The organism is Desulfamplus magnetovallimortis (assembly GCF_900170035.1).
GTDB classification, from domain to species: Bacteria; Desulfobacterota; Desulfobacteria; order Desulfobacterales; family Desulfobacteraceae; genus Desulfamplus; species Desulfamplus magnetovallimortis.
Map to the genome: position 1 here is coordinate 579,280 of NZ_LT828540.1, position 20,071 is coordinate 599,350.

Below are 20,071 nucleotides of genomic sequence, written 5' to 3' on the forward strand. Positions count from 1 at the left end.
CATCGGCGGGTATTGCAAGTGCCATAAAGGTTATTTTATCCCTTCAAAGGGAGCTTATCCCCCCCCATCTACATCTAAATGATCCCAATCCCATGATACCATGGTCGGAAATCCCCATTCATATACCTAAAGCTCCCATTCCATGGCCCCTGAAGCAGGATGGAGAGCGTGTAGCAGGAATCAGCTCCTTTGGTTTCAGTGGCACCAATACCCATATGATTATATCTGGTATTGAGTCTGTAAAGGGTCCCTCCATCGGTTTCATCCAGGGTAAAGAAAGGGACACCAAGGGCATGGGAGCAGGTGTCCGGAAAATGGAAAAAGGCTCCCAGGAGATGGAAAAAGCCCCCCGGGAAATGGAAAAAGCTTACCTCTTTCCCCTGTCAGCCCGTACCCCAAAGGCATTAAAGGAGATGGCACGTCGATATATCAACGGCCCACTGTTACAGCCAAAGAACCAGACAAAAGAAAATGACCAGACAAGGATAGATGACCATATACGAGAAAATGGCCATATCCCAAAAAATGATCCTGAATGGCCCATTATTTGTGCCACCGCAGCTCAAGTCAGAACAGAATTTCCATATAGAATGACCCTGGTTGCCGACAATAAAAAGATGGCAAGGGATATTCTCACCGATTATACACAGGATATTTATACGGATAACCTACAAATAACAGAAATGGAACAAAGCAGGGATATCTCCCGTGTGGTATTTCTCTTTACCGGTCAGGGTTCCCAATATCTGGAAATGGGTAAAGAGCTTTACGATACAGAACCTGTTTTCAAAAAAGCAATGGATCAGTGCGATGAAATACTTAAACCTCATCTCAAGATACCCATCCTTGAACTGCTCTATGGAAGCGGCAATTACAATGAAGAACTTCTGAATGGTGATGACAGGGAAGAGCTTCTCAGCGGTGATAAAAGGAAAACAATCCTTAGCGATGATGAAAGGGAGGAACTTCTTAATAGCACAGGCTATACCCAGCCCGCCCTTTTTGCCATGGAATATGCCCTGGCACAGCTCTGGATGAGCTGGGGAATAAGACCCTCGGCAATGATTGGACATAGTGTGGGGGAATACGTTGCGGCCTGTATTGCCGGTGTTTTTTCCCTTAAAGACGCACTCTATCTGATTGCCCTAAGGGCACGCCTCATGCAGGATCTGCCACGGGAAGGAGCCATGGCAGCAATTTTTGCATCGTCCCAGGTTGTTGAACAGGCTATTTTGCAACATAATGCAGCAACCTCCCATAATATATCGGTTGCTGCATATAATGCCCCAAAAAACACTGTTATTTCAGGTAAAAGGGAATCTGTTGAGTCCATCCTTAAAACCTTTACTGAATGGGGAATTGAATACAGACACCTGCCGGTGTCCCATGCCTTCCACTCTGAACTTATGGATCCCATACTAAATGATTTTCACAGGAGAACACTTGAAATTGATTACCAACCCCCAAGGATAGAGATAATTTCAAATATCACAGGAAAGGTTGCGGGCACAGAGATTGGCACAGGAGATTACTGGGTACGTCACCTGCGTTCCCCTGTTAGGTTTGCCGATGGAATCACCACCCTGCTAAAGGGCAGCCATGGCTCATTTATTGAGATAGGCCCCTCGGCCACCCTTATAAGTATGGCAAGACAGATAGCAGAAAACCAAATGCGGGAGAGAGTAACACAGGAGAGAGCAATAAAGGAGAGAGCAACACAGCAGAGAGCAACAAAGAAGGGAGCAACAAAGAAGGGAGCAACAAAGAAGGGAGCAACAAAGGAATCAGATGCGGCTCCCCTATGGCTTCCCAGCATACGTCGCAAAACTCCCCCAAGGCGTACAATTCTTAAAAGCCTTGGATGCTACTGGGCCAATGGGGGTGTGGTAAATTTTGGAGCTGTGAACCACTCCATTGCCACTGTTGATAAAAACTTGAGACTACCCACCTACCCCTTTGAACATCGCCCTTACTGGAAAGAGGTGGAAGTGGACAGTCCAAGGAGCACATTAAAGGGGTTAAGCCAACTGGATCATCCCCTGCTTATGAACTGTTTCCAATCTCCCTTATTGAAGTCAACCTTTTTTGAAACAATGTTTGACCAAAGGAGAATACCCCTTCTGAATGACCACCGTGTATTTGGACAACTGGTTGTGGCCGGAGCCACCCATATATCTCTTATTTCAGCAGCAATACTTGTTCACAACTCTTTTCCGTTTTCTCTAAGGGAAGTGCTTTTCCCCCAGGCCCTTGTTGTGCCGGAAGATGATGCTGTGCCTGTCCAGTTAACAATTTCAACCCCAAAAAACAATGGGGAGATGGATTTCAGGCTAATCAGCTTAGATGAAAGTGGCCAGCAGTCAGCTCTCCATGCAAAGGGCTCTGTTATTACAAACAGTATGGAAAGCATCAATGTCAATATGGAGATGGATAGCACAGAAAATTTGCAGGCTCATTACAATAAACTCCAGAATATTAACGCAAAGGATATTACAAAAAAGGAGATTACAAAAGAGGAGATAAAAGAAAAATTAGATGAAATCCGTAAAAGCTGCCAGGAAGAGATCCCTGTAAATGAAGTTTATAACCTGCAAAGGGAACGCCATATTGTTCTTGGCCCATCCTACCAATGGCTCAAAAGTCTGCACAGGGGAAGGGATGAAGTTATTGCAACCCTTGCTCCGCCAGAGCTTGTTTTAAATATGGATTCCAATGTTATGGACGATCCATCTAAGTATGAAATCCATCCAGGACTTATAGACTCCTGTTTTGGTGCCATGGTGATGACCCGCTCCATGGAAGTTGATGAAACATTTATTCCTTTTTCCATGGGAGAACTCCACATCTATAGAGCTGTATCAGGTATTCCCTTACTCATTGTCCATGCAAGGCTAACCCACCAGGATGAAAACCGCCTGATTGGCGATATTGAAATCTATTCACAGGAAGATTACATGCCGGTGGCAAAGTTTGTTGCCCTGGAGGGAAGGAAGGCCGCCCGCACTGCCCTTCTGCAAAAATCAGACAAGGAACATGAAAGCCTCTACAAAATATCCTGGGAAAAATACAAAGACCATAGCTCTGAAAACCAGCCTGGATCAAAGGATATCGGGTCAACTTTAAAAATGATTTCAGGAAAAGATAAACCATGGCTTATCTTTACTGATGAAGATGGCATTGGTAAAGCAACGGCTGAACTTATGGAACAGAGGGGAATTGCCACCATAACAGTAAAGGCAGATCTCCATGGAGATGCCTTAAAACAGCTTTATACAAATCTTTTTACCATTAACCCTAATACACATTCATCTAATACAACAGCATCTAATATAACAGCATCCAATACAACCTCATCCAATACAATCTCATCCAATACAATCTCATCCTCCAGACCCTTTGAAATGCTGTTTTCCGCCTGCGGCCCCCTGGGGGGAATAATATTTCTATGGAATAATATTAAAACTGATGAAAAAAATGACCTTGGGAATGAGTCTGAAATAACTTTCCCAAACTCCCCCTTGCAACTCTGTGAGAGGGAACCGGGGGGTGAGATAAATGGACAAGTTATTAAAAATCCATTCCTTAATCATGAGACAGAAACTCTTTTAAATATTTTGAAATCCCTCACAAAGGTATCTATTCCCATTGAGAATCTTCCAGGACGCATACTGGTAACCACCTGTGGAAGCTGCCGGGCAACCCTCCAGGATACCATTCCCAATCCCCAACAGGCAGCCCTGTGGGGTCTTTCCCTATCTGCTGCCCAGGAGCAGCCGGCTTTTGGCTTAACCTGTGTGGATATACCCCCTGATACACAACCTGACCAATGTGCCAGATATCTCATGGAAACCATTGAACTCCCCTTAACGGAAAACAGAATTGCATGGCGTAATGGCCATGCCCATGTGCCGAGGCTGGTACCCGTCACACACGTTATTAAAAACCGCTCCCTTAAAACAGATGATAATTTAATAGATAAAGAAAAAACATATCTTATAACCGGTGGCATGGGGGCACTGGGTATAAAGCTTGCTGACTGGCTGGTGGAAAAGGGAGCACGCCACCTTGCCCTTTTAGGACGTACCCCTGTAAGCCTCACTGGTGATAATGACAATAGCGGCAATGCTTATAATGGCAATACCGACAATGTCTATAATGACAATAATTATAATAGTGATGCAAATATTCACAATAACAGCACACATGGGAACAACCCCATACATATGGCATTAAATGAGCTAAAGGAAAAATCAGCAGAACCCATATACTATTCCGTGGATATCTCCAATGGGGATGAGCTTGCCCGTATATTTAAAGAGATATCCATGAAGCAACCTGCCATTGGGGGGGTCTTCCACCTTGCAGGCCAGCTCCATGACGCCCTCATTGGTGACCAGACCGATGATACCCTTAAAAAGGTCATGGAACCCAAGGCCCTTGGTTGCTGGAATCTCCATGGGTTAACCTGTGACCTGGATACCCTGGATCATTTTGTATGTTTTAGCTCCATTGCTTCTGTTTTGGGAAGTGCCGGGCAGAGTAACTATGGTGCTGCCAATGCCTTTTTAGATGCCCTCATAGATCACCGCAGAGCATTGGAACTGCCGGGACTTAGCATAAACTGGGGCCCCTGGGCAGAGGCTGGAATGGCAGCCCGCCTTAATCCCAAACTCAGTGAGCAGATGAAGAACCAGGGAATTTATCCCATGGAACCTGACTCTTCCATGGAAACCCTGGGCAGACTTCTCTCAATGGCCTTCAATGATCATAATATGAATAAAACCCACCCTGACAGAATTTCCCAGGCTGTTGTAATTACCGCTGCCTGGGATCTATATACAAGGGGAAATGAAATTCCATTTCTTGAACGCTGTATTAATAAAGAATTATACAATAATGATGTGGCTAATGATAAAAAGGCATCTCTTATCCAGCAGCTTGCCCCTCTATCCCGAGAGGAACGCCGGGTACATTTAAATAGACACCTTCAAAAACTTGTGGGTACAGTACTACGCATGGAGGCCTCTGACGTGGCTCCCCGTATCCCACTTTTTGATATAGGCATTGATTCCCTCATGGCACTGGAGATGAAAAACCAGCTACAAAGACACCTTGAAACACCTTTAAGTGCCACCCTGCTGTTTGACTATCCCACCATTGAGACCCTGACCACCTACTTCCTTGATGAAGCCCTTTTATCAAAACTGTCGGAGCATAAAGGGCCTGATGCAGAAAAAATATCTGATGGAAAAACCAATGGATATCTGGATGAAACCAATGGATATCGGGTAGAAACGGCCAGGCAAAATAGTGCAAAGGATTCTGATTCCCCTGGCGATGGGGATGAGGTTGTAAATATACAAGAGATATCAGATGATGAAGCCGAAGCCATGCTTCTGGCACAACTTGAAAAACTGGAGGATCATTCATAATCCCATGACCACCACAGACCTGTCCGCCACCAAAAGAGCTCTTATCGCCCTGCAGGATATGCAGAAAAAACTGAATACCCTGAAACAGAAACAGAAAGAACCCATTGCTGTTATATCGGTATCATGCCGTTTTCCAGGAGAATGCAACACACCGGAGAAATTTTGGGAAAAGTTATCCAATGGATATGATGCCATAGAAACAATTCCGGCAGATCGCTGGGATGCCGATGCCTGGTTTGATGAAGATCCTGATGCCCCTGGCAGGATGTGTACCCGACGCAGTGCATTTCTTAAGGATATTGACAAATTTGATCCTAAATTCTTCGGCCTGTCACCTCGTGAAGCTGCCACCATAGATCCCCAGCAGAGGATTTTGCTGGAGCTGGCCTGGGAAGCATTTGAAAACGCCAATATCCCTCCGGACAAGCTCTATGGAAGCCGTACAGGTGTTTACGCAGGAGTTGCCAATTTTGAATATGGTGCCCATCTGCTCTGGTCAGATCCAGACCTTATAACCCCCTATGCAGGTACAGGTGGCTCCCTTGGTGTCACTGCAGGCCGTCTATCCTATACATTTGGTTTGACCGGCCCAAGTCTCATTGTGGATACAGCATGTTCATCATCCCTTGTTACAACCCACCTTGCCTGCCAGGCACTTCGCCTTGGGGAGTGTGACATGGCACTTTCCGCAGGGGTCAACCTGTTTTTCGGCCCTGAAACCCACATCAATTTCAGCAAGGCCAGGATGCTCTCACCAGATGGCTGCTGCAAAACCTTTGACGCATCAGCAGATGGATATGCAAGGGGAGAAGGTGCCGGGGTTATTCTCCTCAAACGACTGTCCGATGCTGAAAAAGATGGAGACACCATTCTTGCCGTTATAAAAGGATCAGCGGTTAACCAGGACGGCCCCAGCGGAGGTCTCACCGTACCCAATGGCCCTTCCCAGCAAAAGGTGATCAAACAGGCACTGGAATATGCTGGAATCACACCGGAACAGGTTGATTATGTGGAGGCACACGGCACAGGTACATCTTTAGGAGATCCCATTGAAGTTCGGGCTCTTGGCAAGGTTTATGGAGACAATCGCTCCATGGACAATCCCCTTAAAATTGCATCGGTTAAAACAAATATAGGTCATCTTGAGGCTGCCGCAGGTGTTGCAGCACTCATAAAAACTATCATGATGATACACCATGGCAAGATTGTTCCCCATCTTCATCTGAAGGAACCCACTCCCCATATCCCCTGGGAAGAACTTCCCCTGAAAATTCCAACCCAGCTTACCAACTGGGATAATCCCGTCAGGATTGCCGGTGTAAGCTCCTTCAGCTTCAGCGGAACCAACGCCCATATAATTTTGTCAAACCATATCAGCAGCAATACTAACTGCAATACCAATACTAATAAAAATAACAATATAATAGACAACAAAAAAGATAGGGAATACAGAGACAATACCAAGGACTCTGCCACCACCGTGAAATCAACTTTGGGCAGATTACGTACCCATTGGCATATTTTACCGCTTTCTGCAAAGGATGATGCTGCACTTGATCAACTGCTGATCAGGTACCAGGAACATTCAGTATCCCAGAATTGGAGTGATCTATCCTGGCCTGCCCTATGCCATACAGCATCAACGGGGCGTGCCCACCTTCCCTGGAGGATGGCAGTTATATCAAGGGATATCTCCTGCCTTGAAAAAGAAAAGATAGGCCAAACCTCACCCCCCGATATAACCATAAAAGGCCGTGCAGGAGCTGCTCCTGAAAAAATTGCTTTTCTATTCACCGGCCAGGGTTCCCAGTATAAGGATATGGGCATATCTCTATATCGGGATTCAAGGGTTTTCCGCGGGGCAATTGACAAGTGTGATGAACTGCTAAGACCATACCTAATTGATTCATTGGTTGATCTTTTATATTCACCGAATGGGAGTATTATAGATGAAAATTCAGGTTTAAACAGGACTTCCATAACCCAGCCTGTCATTTTTGCCCTGGAATATGCCCTGTTCAAATTATGGGATTCCTGGGGTATCCGCCCCGATGCCCTTCTCGGGCACAGTGTGGGAGAATATGCCGCAGCATGTGCAGCTGGAATCTTTTCCCTTGAAGATGGTATCCGCCTCATATCCCAAAGGGGTCGCCTTATGGAAACCATGTGTAACCCCGGAGCCATGTTGTCAATCCCCCTTGATGAAAAGGAAATCCTTGCCAGGATAAAAGAGTATGCCCCTGACCTGGTTATAGCAACCATAAACGGCCCTGAATCAGTTGTGGTGTCAGGCCCCTCCCCTTCGGTGGATAGATTTTCACAGACACTTGAAAATCAAGGGATTAAAGCCAAGTCTTTAAGGGTATCCCACGCCTTCCACTCCCCCATGATGGAACCCATGCTAAAAAGTTTCAGGGAAATTGCCGGCTCCATTACCTTTAATGAAATCAACATACCCATCTATTCCAATATGACTGGAGAACCCATGGGCAGGGAGATGGCAACCCCTGATTACTGGGTACAACATGTAATATCTCCGGTGAGATTTGCCCGGGGCATGGAAAGGATGCTAAAGGACGGCTACCGTACATTTGTGGAGATAGGGCCAAAACCTACCCTTTGTGCTTTGGGCAACGATATTGCCGAAAATCTGGATATGGATATGGCGTCCCAATGCCTGTGGCTTCCTTCCCTGCGTTATGGACATGGTGCATGGCCAAGGATGCTGGAGAGTCTTGGAAGATTATGGTTAAAGGGTTCTGATATAAACTGGCCTGCTGTTACGGGAAATGCCACTGATTTTAAAAATTATCCTTTGGACATACAAGGAACTTCAAGAGATCGAAAAGGGGATCCAACAAATTTAGAAAAAAATTCCATGGATTCAAAAGAAAGCTGCCCAAGGGGTAATGATAATTCCTGCCAGGCCTACATAAGGCTTCCCAATTACCCCTTCCAGCGTCGCAGTTACATGATAGACTGGATAAGCCCCAAAATTCCTGATAAATATAACAAACTTCATGGAAAATATAACAAACAACCTGATAAATTCAACAAGCTCTTTAACACATATAACAAATCCTCTGTTGATCAAAATTTACCAGGGGATACAATGCTCCTTGGCACATCCCTGAACTCACCTGCAATCTCCCAGGATACCCATATATTCATGCCTTCACTTGATGTGGAAACAATGTCACTGCTTATCCACCACCAGATATTTGGAGCAGTGGTTTTGCCTGCCGCAGGGCATGTTGAACTGGCACTTGAAGCAGCAGTTAGGCTCAATATGGATAGATCCCCATTGAAACGACAGGGAGAGGGGTCAGTATCCACAACTATCCAAACAAAACCAGGCATTATCCTTGAAAACCTCTCTCTCCACCAGGCCTTGGTGCTACCTGAAGCAGGTGAAGAAAAAAGCATTCAGGTGATTTTAAAACAGGTGGATAATGGATATGATTTTGAAATTGTAAGCGGCTTTGGAAAAAGCTGGACACGCCATTCCAACGGGCAGCTTCGTTATATTGAATCTTCAAAAATTCAATCCTCAAAAACTGATCATTCAAAAACTTATCCCTCAGAAACTTATCCCTCAAAAAATGATATCTCAAAACCACTTTTACCCCCTGTTTCCCTGAAACATTTGCAGGAAACATGCACCACCACAATATCTGTTTCTGAATATTACAGAAAAACAAATGAAGCTGGTATCGCCCATGGAGAAAAATTCAAAGCCATGGAAAAACTGTGGCAGGGAAAGGGTATTATACTTGCAAAATTTCAAATTCCGGATGGGGTAACCATGGGACCCCATCAATTTCAGTTACACCCGGTTCTCCTTGATGCAGCATTCCAGACAGGGGGAGTGCCCCTTTTAAGCCGTGGAAAACCCTATCTGCCCGTTGCCATTGACCGCCTGTGTCAATACAAAAAACCATCATCATCACTTTGGTGTGCCGTATTTATGAGAAAAGGAGCAGAGGAACAGGAACACATTGTAACAACAGATCTTGTTCTAATGGATGATAACGGCGGTGTTGTTGCAGAAGTTGAAGGTTTATATTTCCAACAAACAGATCCTAAAATACTAAAAATCCAGATTCCCTTTTCCCTTGGAGACTGGCTCTATAAGATGGTGTGGGTAACAAAGCCCATGTGGCAGCCTGAAGTGCCATGGCTTCCTGACCCTAAAACACTCACATCAAATCTAATGCCCCAGATGGAAAGCGCCCTTCCCAGTGTAATGTTTTATGAAAAGCTGTTTCCAATGATAAATACCCTTGTGGCAGCTTATGTACGGGATGCCCTTCTTGATTCGGGTGTATTAAGGAATGAGTCTGAAATAATTTTCCCAAACTCCCCCTCTCCAGTGATGGAGAGGGGGCTGGGGGGTGAGGTAAATGGACAAATTATTAAAAACCCATTCCTAAACAGCGAGTGTGATATTAAAAATATTGTTGAAAAAAGAGAGAAGCTTCTTCAACAACTGGAGGCTATACCGGAACACCACCGCCTCTTTGACCGCCTTATAACCATATTGGCCAACCATGGGGAAGGGATTGCACATAAAAATTCTTTGGCTCTAATTTCTGACATGAAAGAGGAGTTCCCCCAGGCAGAGGCTGAACTCACCCTCATTGAAAGGTGCGGAAACGGTCTAAAAGAGGTTTTGAGGGGTGAACAGGAGGGAATTCAGCTTCTTTTCCCCGGGGGGGATATGAGTGTGCTAACCCGTCTATATACCGATTCTCCAGGTGCCAGGGCAGTGAACTCCCTCCTTGAAAAAACCCTTTCAAATGCACTTAAACAGTTGCCGCAAGGAAACCAGGTACGCATCCTGGAGATAGGCGGAGGAACCGGGGGAACCACTGCCCATGTTTTACACTGTCTTCCCGCTGAAAGAAGCCATTACACGTTCACAGATATAACGCCCATGTTTCTTGGAAATGCCAAAAAAAGATTCAGCCAATACAGTTTTATGGAGTATAAAGTGCTGAACATAGAAAAAGATCCACTTGAACAGGGCTTTGCGGCGGGTAGCTTCGATATCATTATTGCAGCCAATGTACTCCATGCCACCCGTGATATGGGTGAAACCCTTGCCCATGTTAATACGCTCCTTGTCCCGGGGGGAATGCTTCTTCTCCTTGAGGGAACAACTGTCCAGCCCTGGCTTGATCTTACATTTGGAATGACAGATGGCTGGTGGAGATTTAACGACCTTAAGCTGCGGCAAAATAACCCTTTAATGGATATTGAAACATGGAAAAATGTACTTACAACCCAAGGTTTTGACAAACTTGGTGTTGTGGGACCAGACCAGGCCGCCGGCAGAGATATAGTGGGGCAATCTCTAATTGTTGCTGGAAAATCCTTTGGAAATGATTCCGAAATAGTTTCCCCCAACTCTCCTGAATATCTTATTATTTCCCATGACATGGCCATGGGAGAAGCTTTGGCCCCGCTCCTGAACTGCCAAAGGGAACATTGCCTAAGGGAGAGTCATCAAAGGGATAAACATTACTTATTAGATGCAGCAATGCTGACCCTTGAAACAAGCGAGTTTATTGCGGAAAAGATAGCTTCCATTGGAAATTTTAACACCATTTTATACCTTGCAAACCCTTACTTTGAAGGTGATGCAAGCACCAATATGCCAAATCACAAAAGCTGCCATGCCTTTCTTAATCTGACAAAGGCCCTGGATATAATCAAGGATAACATGCCAGTGCTGCCGGAGCTTTGCATTGTAACCTGTGGTGCTGCTCCTGTCATGGAAAAGGGCAGGAAAGATGACAAAAAAACGAATATTTTCAATACCCCCATGTTTATAATGGCCCAGGTATTCTCCTATGAATACCCGGAGATCCCATGTACAATAGTGGATCTTCCGCCAATGGAACAATTTTTTCACAGGGAACCAAATAAAGCAACTCAATCATCATCTATGAAAGGTGCTGATTTGGCAGATACAGGCGTGATAAGTAGAGATGTCTCAGGTAGAGATGTCTCAGGTAGAGATGTCTCAGGTAGAGATGTCTCAGGTAGAGATGTCTCAGGTAGAGATGTTTCAGGCAGAGATGTTCCAGGTGTGGAATCAAGCGTGGAAGAAAGAGATCCACTGAAACAGCTTGCCCAATTGCTACTGAGACAATCGACCACCTCTTCGTTGAAAACCGAAATAAAAGAACCAATGGCACTCAGAAACGGAGTTTGGCACGGCCTTAGACTGCACAGATACAATGGAGAATCCTCCCCCATTAATGTGAAAAAGGAGGCGTCATATCTCATTACAGGTGGAATGGGGGCATTGGGATTTTTGACAGCAAAGTGGCTTGTGGAGACAAAGGGAGCAACCACCATAGTTCTTGCAGGTCGAAGCGAGCCTTCTTTTAGTGTACAGGAACAGATAAAAGCCCTGGAATCCATGGGAGCCACCATAAAAATCAAAACCTGCGACATTTCCGATCCCAAACAAACCCGGGATCTTATACGTTTTGCCCATGCCCCCCAGGATGGCATACCCCTTAGGGGGGTAATCCATGCCGCAGGGCACCTTGATGATGGTCAGATTGCCTCCATGGAGTGGGAACGCTTTAAAAATGTTCTTACACCCAAGGTAAATGGAGGATGGAACACACACCTTGCAACCATTGAAATTGAGCTTGAGCTTGATTTCTTCATACTATATTCATCCATGGCTTCCCACTTTGTACCGCCCAACCAGGCTTCCCACGCTGCTGCCAATGGATTTTTGGATGCCTTGGCTCTGTATCGCCGTCAACTTGACCTGCCTGCCATGGTCATAAACTGGGGGGCATGGTCACAGATCGGCCAGGCAGCAGACATAAAAATAGGTGAACAGCTTGCCATGCAGGGCATAGGCACCATTTCACCATCACAGGGGCTGGAGGTTCTTGATTACCTTTTTAACCATCCAGTGAATCAAGTCACTGTAGCTCCCATGGAATGGCCCCTTTTTATATCGCAAATGGGGAAAAGACCCATGTTTGCCCATTTCTTAAATGAAAAGTCCCATGGGGCAAAATCCGCACACAACAATATTGATACTTTTTCATATTCTTTCCCGTCCGGAGATAATCGGGGGCAAGGTAATCTTTCAGCTCAAGGTACTCTTTCAGATGGAGTGGATCTGCTTAAGGAAAATAAAGGAGATCAATCCACACTTCTCAAAAATGAACTTCAGCAACTTCCCATTGGAGAACGCCACATAAGAATCATGGAACTACTAAAAGAGCATACTGCCATAATTCTTAACCTTGAATCATCCCAATGGGTTGAAGAAGACACGGGCTTTTTTGACCAGGGAATGGACTCCCTGACTGCCATAGAGCTTAGAAATGCCCTTCAAAGGGAACTGGGACAAGCAATGCCCACAACACTTCTGTTTAAATACCCAACTGTAAGTACATTGGCAGGATATATATTGGAAAATGTACTAAAAATTGAAAACAATGAAGATTCATCTGAGCCATCCACGGAAAAACCTGTGGATTCATCTTTAAAAAATTTAGAAAATAAATCTTCCCACGGGTCACAGCAAAACACTGAATCAAAAAATACCCTGGAGGCAGATCAAGATATAACCCAGATGTCCGATGATGAACTCTCCAAAATGATTGATGGAGAACTTGGGGATCTTTTGGATTTATAGACCTTAACAAAGCCCATGGATTTTAAAAAAGGAATAAGGATAAATGAGTAATACCACTGGAAAGGATATAAGCAGTCTCTCCCCCCTTCAAAAAGCAGCCCTTGCAATAAAAGAACTTCGTGGCAGACTTGATAAAATTGAAGCGGAAAAGAATGATTCCATTGCAGTTGTGGGCATGGCCGGTCGTTTTCCTGGAGCTGATTCCCTTGATAAATACTGGGATATTCTATCCAGTGGAATGGAGACCATACGGGAAGTTCCCCCTGATCGATGGGATATTAATGATTTTTATGATCCCAATCCCAATGCCCCTGGAAAAATCAACAACAAATCTGGTGGTTTCATGGATAATATACACCACTTTGACGCCTCCTTTTTTGGAATATCCCCCATGGAAGCAGAACGCATTGACCCCCAGCAGCGTATTCTGCTTGAAGTTGCCTGGCATGCCCTTGAGGATGCCGGCCAGGCTCCATCGGAACTGCGGGGATCCAAAAGCGGTGTATTTGTAGGTATTACCCAGAACGACTATGCTATAATGCAGTTTGCAGGTGCTCCGGAACATATCCAGGCCTATACCGGAACCGGAAGCGGTTTTTGCTTTGCTGCTGGACGTTTATCTTTCCTCCTTGGTCTCCATGGCCCCACATTTGCAGTGGATACTGCCTGCTCTTCCTCCATGGTGGCAATGCACCAGGCATGTCAGGCCCTTAAAAACAGGGAGTGTGATCTTGCCATAGTGGCTGGTCTCCAGCTAAATTTAACTCCGCCCATGCAGATTTTCCTTGCAAAGACAAACTCCTATTCCCCTGATGGACGCTGCTTCACATTTGATGAAAGGGCCAACGGTTTTGCACTGGGGGAAGGTGTGGCTGTAATGGTTTTAAGGCGAACCTCGGATGCTGTTTCAAGGAGAGATCATATACGTGCTCTCATTAAATCCACAGCAATGAACCATGACGGCCCAAGCAGCGGTCTCACCGTTCCCAATGAATCTGCCCAGGAAGCCCTGGTTAGAGAAGCTCTCCAAAAGGCACGCCTGAATCCACAGGATATAGACTATGTGGAGGCCCATGGTACAGCAACCACCCTGGGAGATCCCATTGAAGTCGGTTCTCTGCGGGCGGTTTTCGGGAATGACCATGTGGACTCTGGAAAAAAAAGAGATGATGCTACACCTCCAGATTCCCCGGACAATTCATCTTTAAGGACTGCCCCCTTAAGGATTGGTTCCGTCAAGGCCAATATCGGCCATTTAAGTGCGGCAGCAGGGCTTTCCGGTCTTACGAAGGTTGTCTTGATGCTGGAAAATGAAAAAATTGTTCCCCAGCCCAACTTTAAAACTCCCAATCCCAAAATCCCCTGGGAAGGATTTTATGTGGAGGTGCCCACAAAACCCATTCCATGGAAAAGGGATGAAAAACGTCCCCGTCGGGCAGGTATAAACTCCTTCAGCCTTTCCGGAACAAATGTTCACGCCATTGTAGAAGAGGCACCAAAGCCACCATCATCCTCAATTGCTCTTGATGGAACCGCCACACCAGGTACCAGTATTGGTCTTGATGGAACCGGCAAAACAGACACCGGTATTAGCCTTGATGAAACCGGCAAAACAGACACCAGTATTGGCCTTGATGAAACACCCACACCAGGCACCATTGAGAGACCCCTCCATATCCTTACCTTATCTGCCAAAAGTAGCCAGGCCATGGATGCCCTTGTTAAATCCTGGCAAGATTATCTAAAACATGGAGTGTTGAATATTAACCTTGGGGACATTTGCTACAGTTCAAATACAGGACGGGATCATTTTAAATACCGTCTAACCATTAGAGCTTCAACAGTGGAAGATCTGGAAAAAAATCTGACTTCCCATGATGGCGATCCAGAACTACCAACTTCTATTCATAAAGGAGAGGTGCCGAGGGGGGGCATGGGTGCAATTGCGTGCCTTTTTACTGAATCCATCGCAGTTGACCAGGTAATAACCATGGCCAAAAAACAGCCAATTCTTAAGGATACTCTTGAAAAATGCTCTGATATATGCCGTAAAATTTTGGGTAGGGAAATTTTCAAAGGAGCTGCAACCGATCCTGCAACCAATTCTTCAACCAATTCTTCAACCAATTCTTCAACCAATCCTGCAACCAATCCTGCAACCAATCCTGCAACCAATCCTGGAACCAATTCTGCAACCAATCCCTTGGAAAACAAACCAGATCATTTGCAAAACTTTGCATCCCAATATGCAATGCTAAAGATGTGGCAAAGCTGGGGACTTAATCCCTCAATGGTCATGGGGCAAGGTATCGGGGAGCTGACTTCGGCCTGCTGTGCCGGTGTGTTTACCCTGGAACAGGCATTTCAAATCCTGAAAGGTGATGAAATAACAGGAAGTTCACCAAGGATAATCATCCTTTCACAGTCAACCGGAAAACCGGTGCCTCCATCAAAATGGCAAAATTACAGGTTAATAGCAGATTCAACCATAACTATAGAAAACCCCGTCCAAAATACCATTGCACTGGCCACTGGGACTATTCCCGATAAATACAAGATACTCCTCACAACCGAAGAGTTGGAAACTAAAGGAGATGTTTCCTTTAAGTTAATGCCGATTCTTTCCATTAAAAATGATGATCCATGGATGTGGAGCCTGGATCTTTTGGGTAACCTTTATACCATGGGATTTAATGTGAACTGGAAAGGTTTTGACTCCGGTTACATAAGGAACAAAACCTCCATTCCACTCTATCCTTTCCAGGGAAAAGCCTTCTGGTTTAATCCATCTTCTGAAACGGAAAAAAATAGTGTAAAAACTCAGGAAATATCCAAAAAGATTCCAGAAAGATCCATGGATAATACCATCATAATTTTAAAAAATGCTGATGAAGAACCCCAAAAAACTGCAAACCCCAGGGAGCAGGAAAATCCAAACCCCTTACAACATCCAGCAGCCGCTTCCACTGCTATAACCCGAATCATGAAGAACCAGATTGAGACCGCAAATAGTATATTTTCCAATGTGGTGGCACAGCAACTGGCATTTGTGAAACAAACCATGGAACGTGGAGTTACCCCACAACCACAATCGGAGCAATTAACAGCAAGACCTTCAAATTTAGTTGATGCAGAGAATTCTGATCCTGACATCATTGTCCAGGGTAATGCTGAATCAGGTAAACTTAATCTTGACAACACTTCTACAAACCACACCTTTGGAGTGGCCTCCTGTGCCGGAGATTGGAAACTTATGCTCATGGGTGCAGATGATGAAGAGGCATTGCAGAAAGAATGGAATATACTGCTTGGAAAGCTGGAGGAGAACACTGAAAAAACAGATGAAGATAGCAAATCAAAAAGTTTGGAGGGTGGTGATCGAGAAATTGGTGATCGAGAAAATGACGATGGAGAAAACAGACTTTTAATCATAAAAAAATCCCTGAAAGATGATTCACCCTGGACTCCCAGGGGAAAACATTGCTCCATGGTGGTTTTTGAAAACAGTGAAGATCTTAAAACTGTTTTAAAGGAAAAAAATAAAAGAAGAATCTTTTCCGCTGTTTTGCCTGACACTTCCCGCAGTGTTGTCATGACATTTCCCGGCGTTGGAGATCATTATCTAAAGATGGGACAGGGACTCTATAACCATTTTCCAGTTTTCAAAAAATCCATGGATAGATGTTTTGACTTTATTTATTCAGAGTTTTCCCTAAATCTTAAAAATGTTCTCTACCCACCAAAACCTGAAAACGAAAAAAAACAAAAAAATAAGGTAGATGACAAAAAAGCCGCACCTGCCCCAAAACTGGATCTCAGGGCAATGCTGGGAAGGGGTAGTGCCCCTTCTATCAATCCGGAGGATCAAGCCTTAAACAGGACAGTTCATCTGCAACCCCTTATCTTTATAATTGAATATGCCCTTGGTAAGCTTTGGTTTACCAATGGTATCCGTCCAACTGCCCTTCTTGGTTACAGCATTGGAGAATACAGTGCCGCCTGCCTCTCAGGTGTAATGGAACTTGAAGATGCACTGCGTCTTGTTACAAAGCGTGCCCAGCTCATTGAAGAGCTGCCCAAGGGTGTTATGCTTGCAGTACCCTTGCCTGAATCAAAACTTGCTCCTATGCTTGAAAAACTTGGCGATATTGGAGAAAATCTTTCAATTTCCATTATAAGCACCACTAACCAGTGTATTGCAGGCGGCCCTGAAAATGCCATATCTTCACTGGAACAATATTTAAGGGATAAAGAGGTTGTCAGCAGAAGACTGCCTGGTACCCATGCCTTCCATTCAAAAATGATGGAACCACTCAAGGAACCTTTGACAGAGCTTGTGAAGGAGTTCAAACTTAATAGACCTCAAATTCCATATCTTTCCAATGTAACCGGAACATGGATAAAACCTGAAGAGGCAACCGATCCATCCTACTGGGCACGGCACACATACCAGACTGTTCGTTTTGCCGATTGCATAGAAAATTTAATGCAGGAAGAGGGACGGATACTGCTGGAAACAGGACCTGGCCAGAGTCTTGGCAGTTTTGTGATGCAGCATCCAAAATCACATGAAAGAAAGGATAAGCTTATTATTCCATCACTGCGTAATCGTTATGAGAAAATGCCTGATGAAGCTTACTTTCTTACTACCCTTGGGAAGCTGCTTTTAGCAACCAATGCAATGGAAAGATAAGAATGTCGATGAAAGGAGGAAGCCATGCAAGCCATAGAATTTGAAACAACCATTGATAAAAGCGGACAGATTCATTTGCCGGATGAGTTTCAACATGCTTATGGAAAATTTGTCCGTTTGGTTGTTTTATTACCGGATGAGTCGACATCTATCACGAAAAAAAGAAAACCAGGAAGTGCTAAAGGGATTCTACGTGTGTTGTCGGAAGATGACGAACACTTGAATGACTTCAAGGATTACATGCCATGAGCATTTTACTGGATACGCAGGCACTACTCTGGTTTCTTCTGGATGATCCCCGGTTAAGCGACAAAGCTAATGTAACTATCGTTGATAAGGATGGTTTGATTTATGTCAGTCCTGCAAGTATCTGGGAGATTGCGATCAAGATCAGTATCGGCAAATATGAACTTCCGGAGCCTTTTGCACTATTTTGGGAACGACAGTTGCGAATAAACGACTTTACGCTTTTGCCTATAACAGTGTTACAATCTGAATGTGTAATTAGTTTGCCGTTTCACCATCGCGATCCTTTTGATCGTTTGATTATTGCACAATCTTTGGTGGAGGAAATACCGGTAGTGAGCAGCGACACCATGTTTGATTCTTATGGTGTGGAGAGAATATGGTAAGTCGGGTTTAAAACCAATGATATTTTTCTAAAAACCGAGTGATTATTTTAAGGCCATATATGGCTTCGAAATCAAACCGTCAAATAAAATATTTTTTAAGTAAAATTATTTAAAAATAAACAAAAAATACAATTATTAATAATAAAATTAATTTTATAGTTTTTAATAGCACCAAACTACTCAAAATCGACATCTTATTGCTTTTTCAGAAGTTATTGCAGTTGTCTGAACCAGGATAACCAGGATGGATAGGATGCTCAGGATAGATAATCCTGCCTTATCCTGTTAATCTTGGGAATCCTGATTCAGACAGTGTTGACAAGGCTTACAAGATCATAGGTGTCGACTTTGAGAAACTAAATAAGGAGTAAAAATGAGCAAAAAAACAGTTGGCGTAATTGGTGCCGGAGTAATGGGAAGCGGAGTGGCACAAAATTTGGCACAAAAAAATTTTAATGTTGTATTAATTGATATCACTGACGAAGCCCTTGAAAAGGCACGAACGAATATACACAACAGTGTCCGATTTCAGGCTTTCATGCAAAAGGATAAAAGCAAACTTGATTCCCCGGAAACAATACTTGAAAGAATTGAATTCACAAAGGACTACGAACCACTTAAAGATGCCTGGTATGTTATTGAAAATGTGGTGGAAAAATGGGAAGCAAAGAGCGAAGTTTATCCACGCTTAGATGAGGTCTGCCCTGAAAATACCGTGTTTGCTGTGGACACATCCTGCTACTCCATCACCCGTGTGGGGGCACTTACCAAACGCCCAGATAAAGTTATCGGCATCCATTTCATGAATCCGGTTCCAATGAAACCCACCGTTGAAGTTATAAAGGGATGGCACACTTCAGAAGAAACCATTGAGATCACCAAAGAGATGCTAACCGGCATGGGAAAAGATTGGGTCATAGTTAATGATTCCCCTGGTTTTGTGTCAAACCGTGTTCTCATGCTGACAATAAACGAAGCAGTGTTTCTGTTGCAGGAGGATGTTGCCAAAGCCAAGGATGTTGATGACATATTCAAAAAATGCTTTGGCCACAAGATGGGTCCCCTTGAAACAGCAGACCTTATTGGCCTTGATACTATTTTATACTCCATTGAGGTACTCCATGAAAGCTTCAATGACAGCAAGTACCGCCCCTGTGCCCTTTTGAAAAAAATGGTGGATGCCGGACTCCTTGGCAGGAAAAGCGGAAAAGGTTTTTACTCCTACTAACATTCATATTAGATGATATGACGCAACAAAAAATGAAAGTTTAGGAAGCATCAAAACCTACTATTTTGACATAAATAATATAATACAAAAATTCAAAGCAATCATTTAAACAATTAAAGATTTTAAAATAAAGTGAGATATTTTTATGAGTAACGAATCAATTATGCCTAAAGTAAAAGAGTTTGTTGGACAATATCTTAACACCGACACAATAGAACCGGATCTTGATCTTTTTGCATCTGGAATGGTCAACTCCCTGTTTGCAATGCAGTTGGTGCTTTTTGTGGAAAAAGAGTATGGTTTAAAAGTAGAAAACGAAGATTTAGATATTGAAAACTTTAAATCCCTTGACGCCATCCATGGATTTATAGAAAGAAAGTTGGAAGTTACAGCATAGAAAATTTATTC

Annotated in this window: 7 protein-coding genes; all 7 read left to right on the forward strand. The window is 44.1% G+C overall.

Annotated elements, in window-relative coordinates; translation table 11 throughout:
* Positions 1 to 5,432, forward strand: a 5,432-nt coding sequence (locus MTBBW1_RS02390) for an acyltransferase domain-containing protein (RefSeq protein WP_080798630.1), incomplete at its 5' end; no start/stop codon positions are given.
* 4 nt (positions 5,433 to 5,436) lie between these two features.
* Positions 5,437 to 13,110 (forward strand): type I polyketide synthase, encoded by a 7,674-nt coding sequence (locus MTBBW1_RS02395; RefSeq protein WP_186441044.1) that lies wholly within the window; start codon positions 5,437 to 5,439, stop codon positions 13,108 to 13,110.
* Positions 13,111 to 13,153: 43 nt separating this feature from the next.
* Entirely contained in the window at positions 13,154 to 17,803 is a 4,650-nt protein-coding gene (locus MTBBW1_RS02400; RefSeq protein WP_080798635.1) for a type I polyketide synthase, read from the forward strand.
* A gap of 24 nt (positions 17,804 to 17,827) precedes the next feature.
* Positions 17,828 to 18,052 (forward strand): hypothetical protein, encoded by a 225-nt coding sequence (locus MTBBW1_RS02405; RefSeq protein WP_080798637.1) that lies wholly within the window; start codon positions 17,828 to 17,830, stop codon positions 18,050 to 18,052.
* Complete coding sequence (locus MTBBW1_RS02410) at positions 18,049 to 18,435, forward strand: type II toxin-antitoxin system VapC family toxin (RefSeq protein WP_080798640.1); 387 nt, start codon at positions 18,049 to 18,051, stop codon at positions 18,433 to 18,435. Before MTBBW1_RS02405 ends, MTBBW1_RS02410 begins: the two co-directional genes overlap by 4 nt.
* A 373-nt stretch (positions 18,436 to 18,808) precedes the next feature.
* Entirely contained in the window at positions 18,809 to 19,663 is an 855-nt protein-coding gene (locus MTBBW1_RS02415; RefSeq protein ID WP_080798644.1) for a 3-hydroxyacyl-CoA dehydrogenase family protein, read from the forward strand.
* A gap of 145 nt (positions 19,664 to 19,808) precedes the next feature.
* On the forward strand, positions 19,809 to 20,060 hold the full coding sequence (locus tag MTBBW1_RS02420) for an acyl carrier protein (RefSeq protein ID WP_080798648.1): 252 nt from the start codon (positions 19,809 to 19,811) through the stop codon (positions 20,058 to 20,060).
* Positions 20,061 to 20,071: the final 11 nt, after the last annotated feature.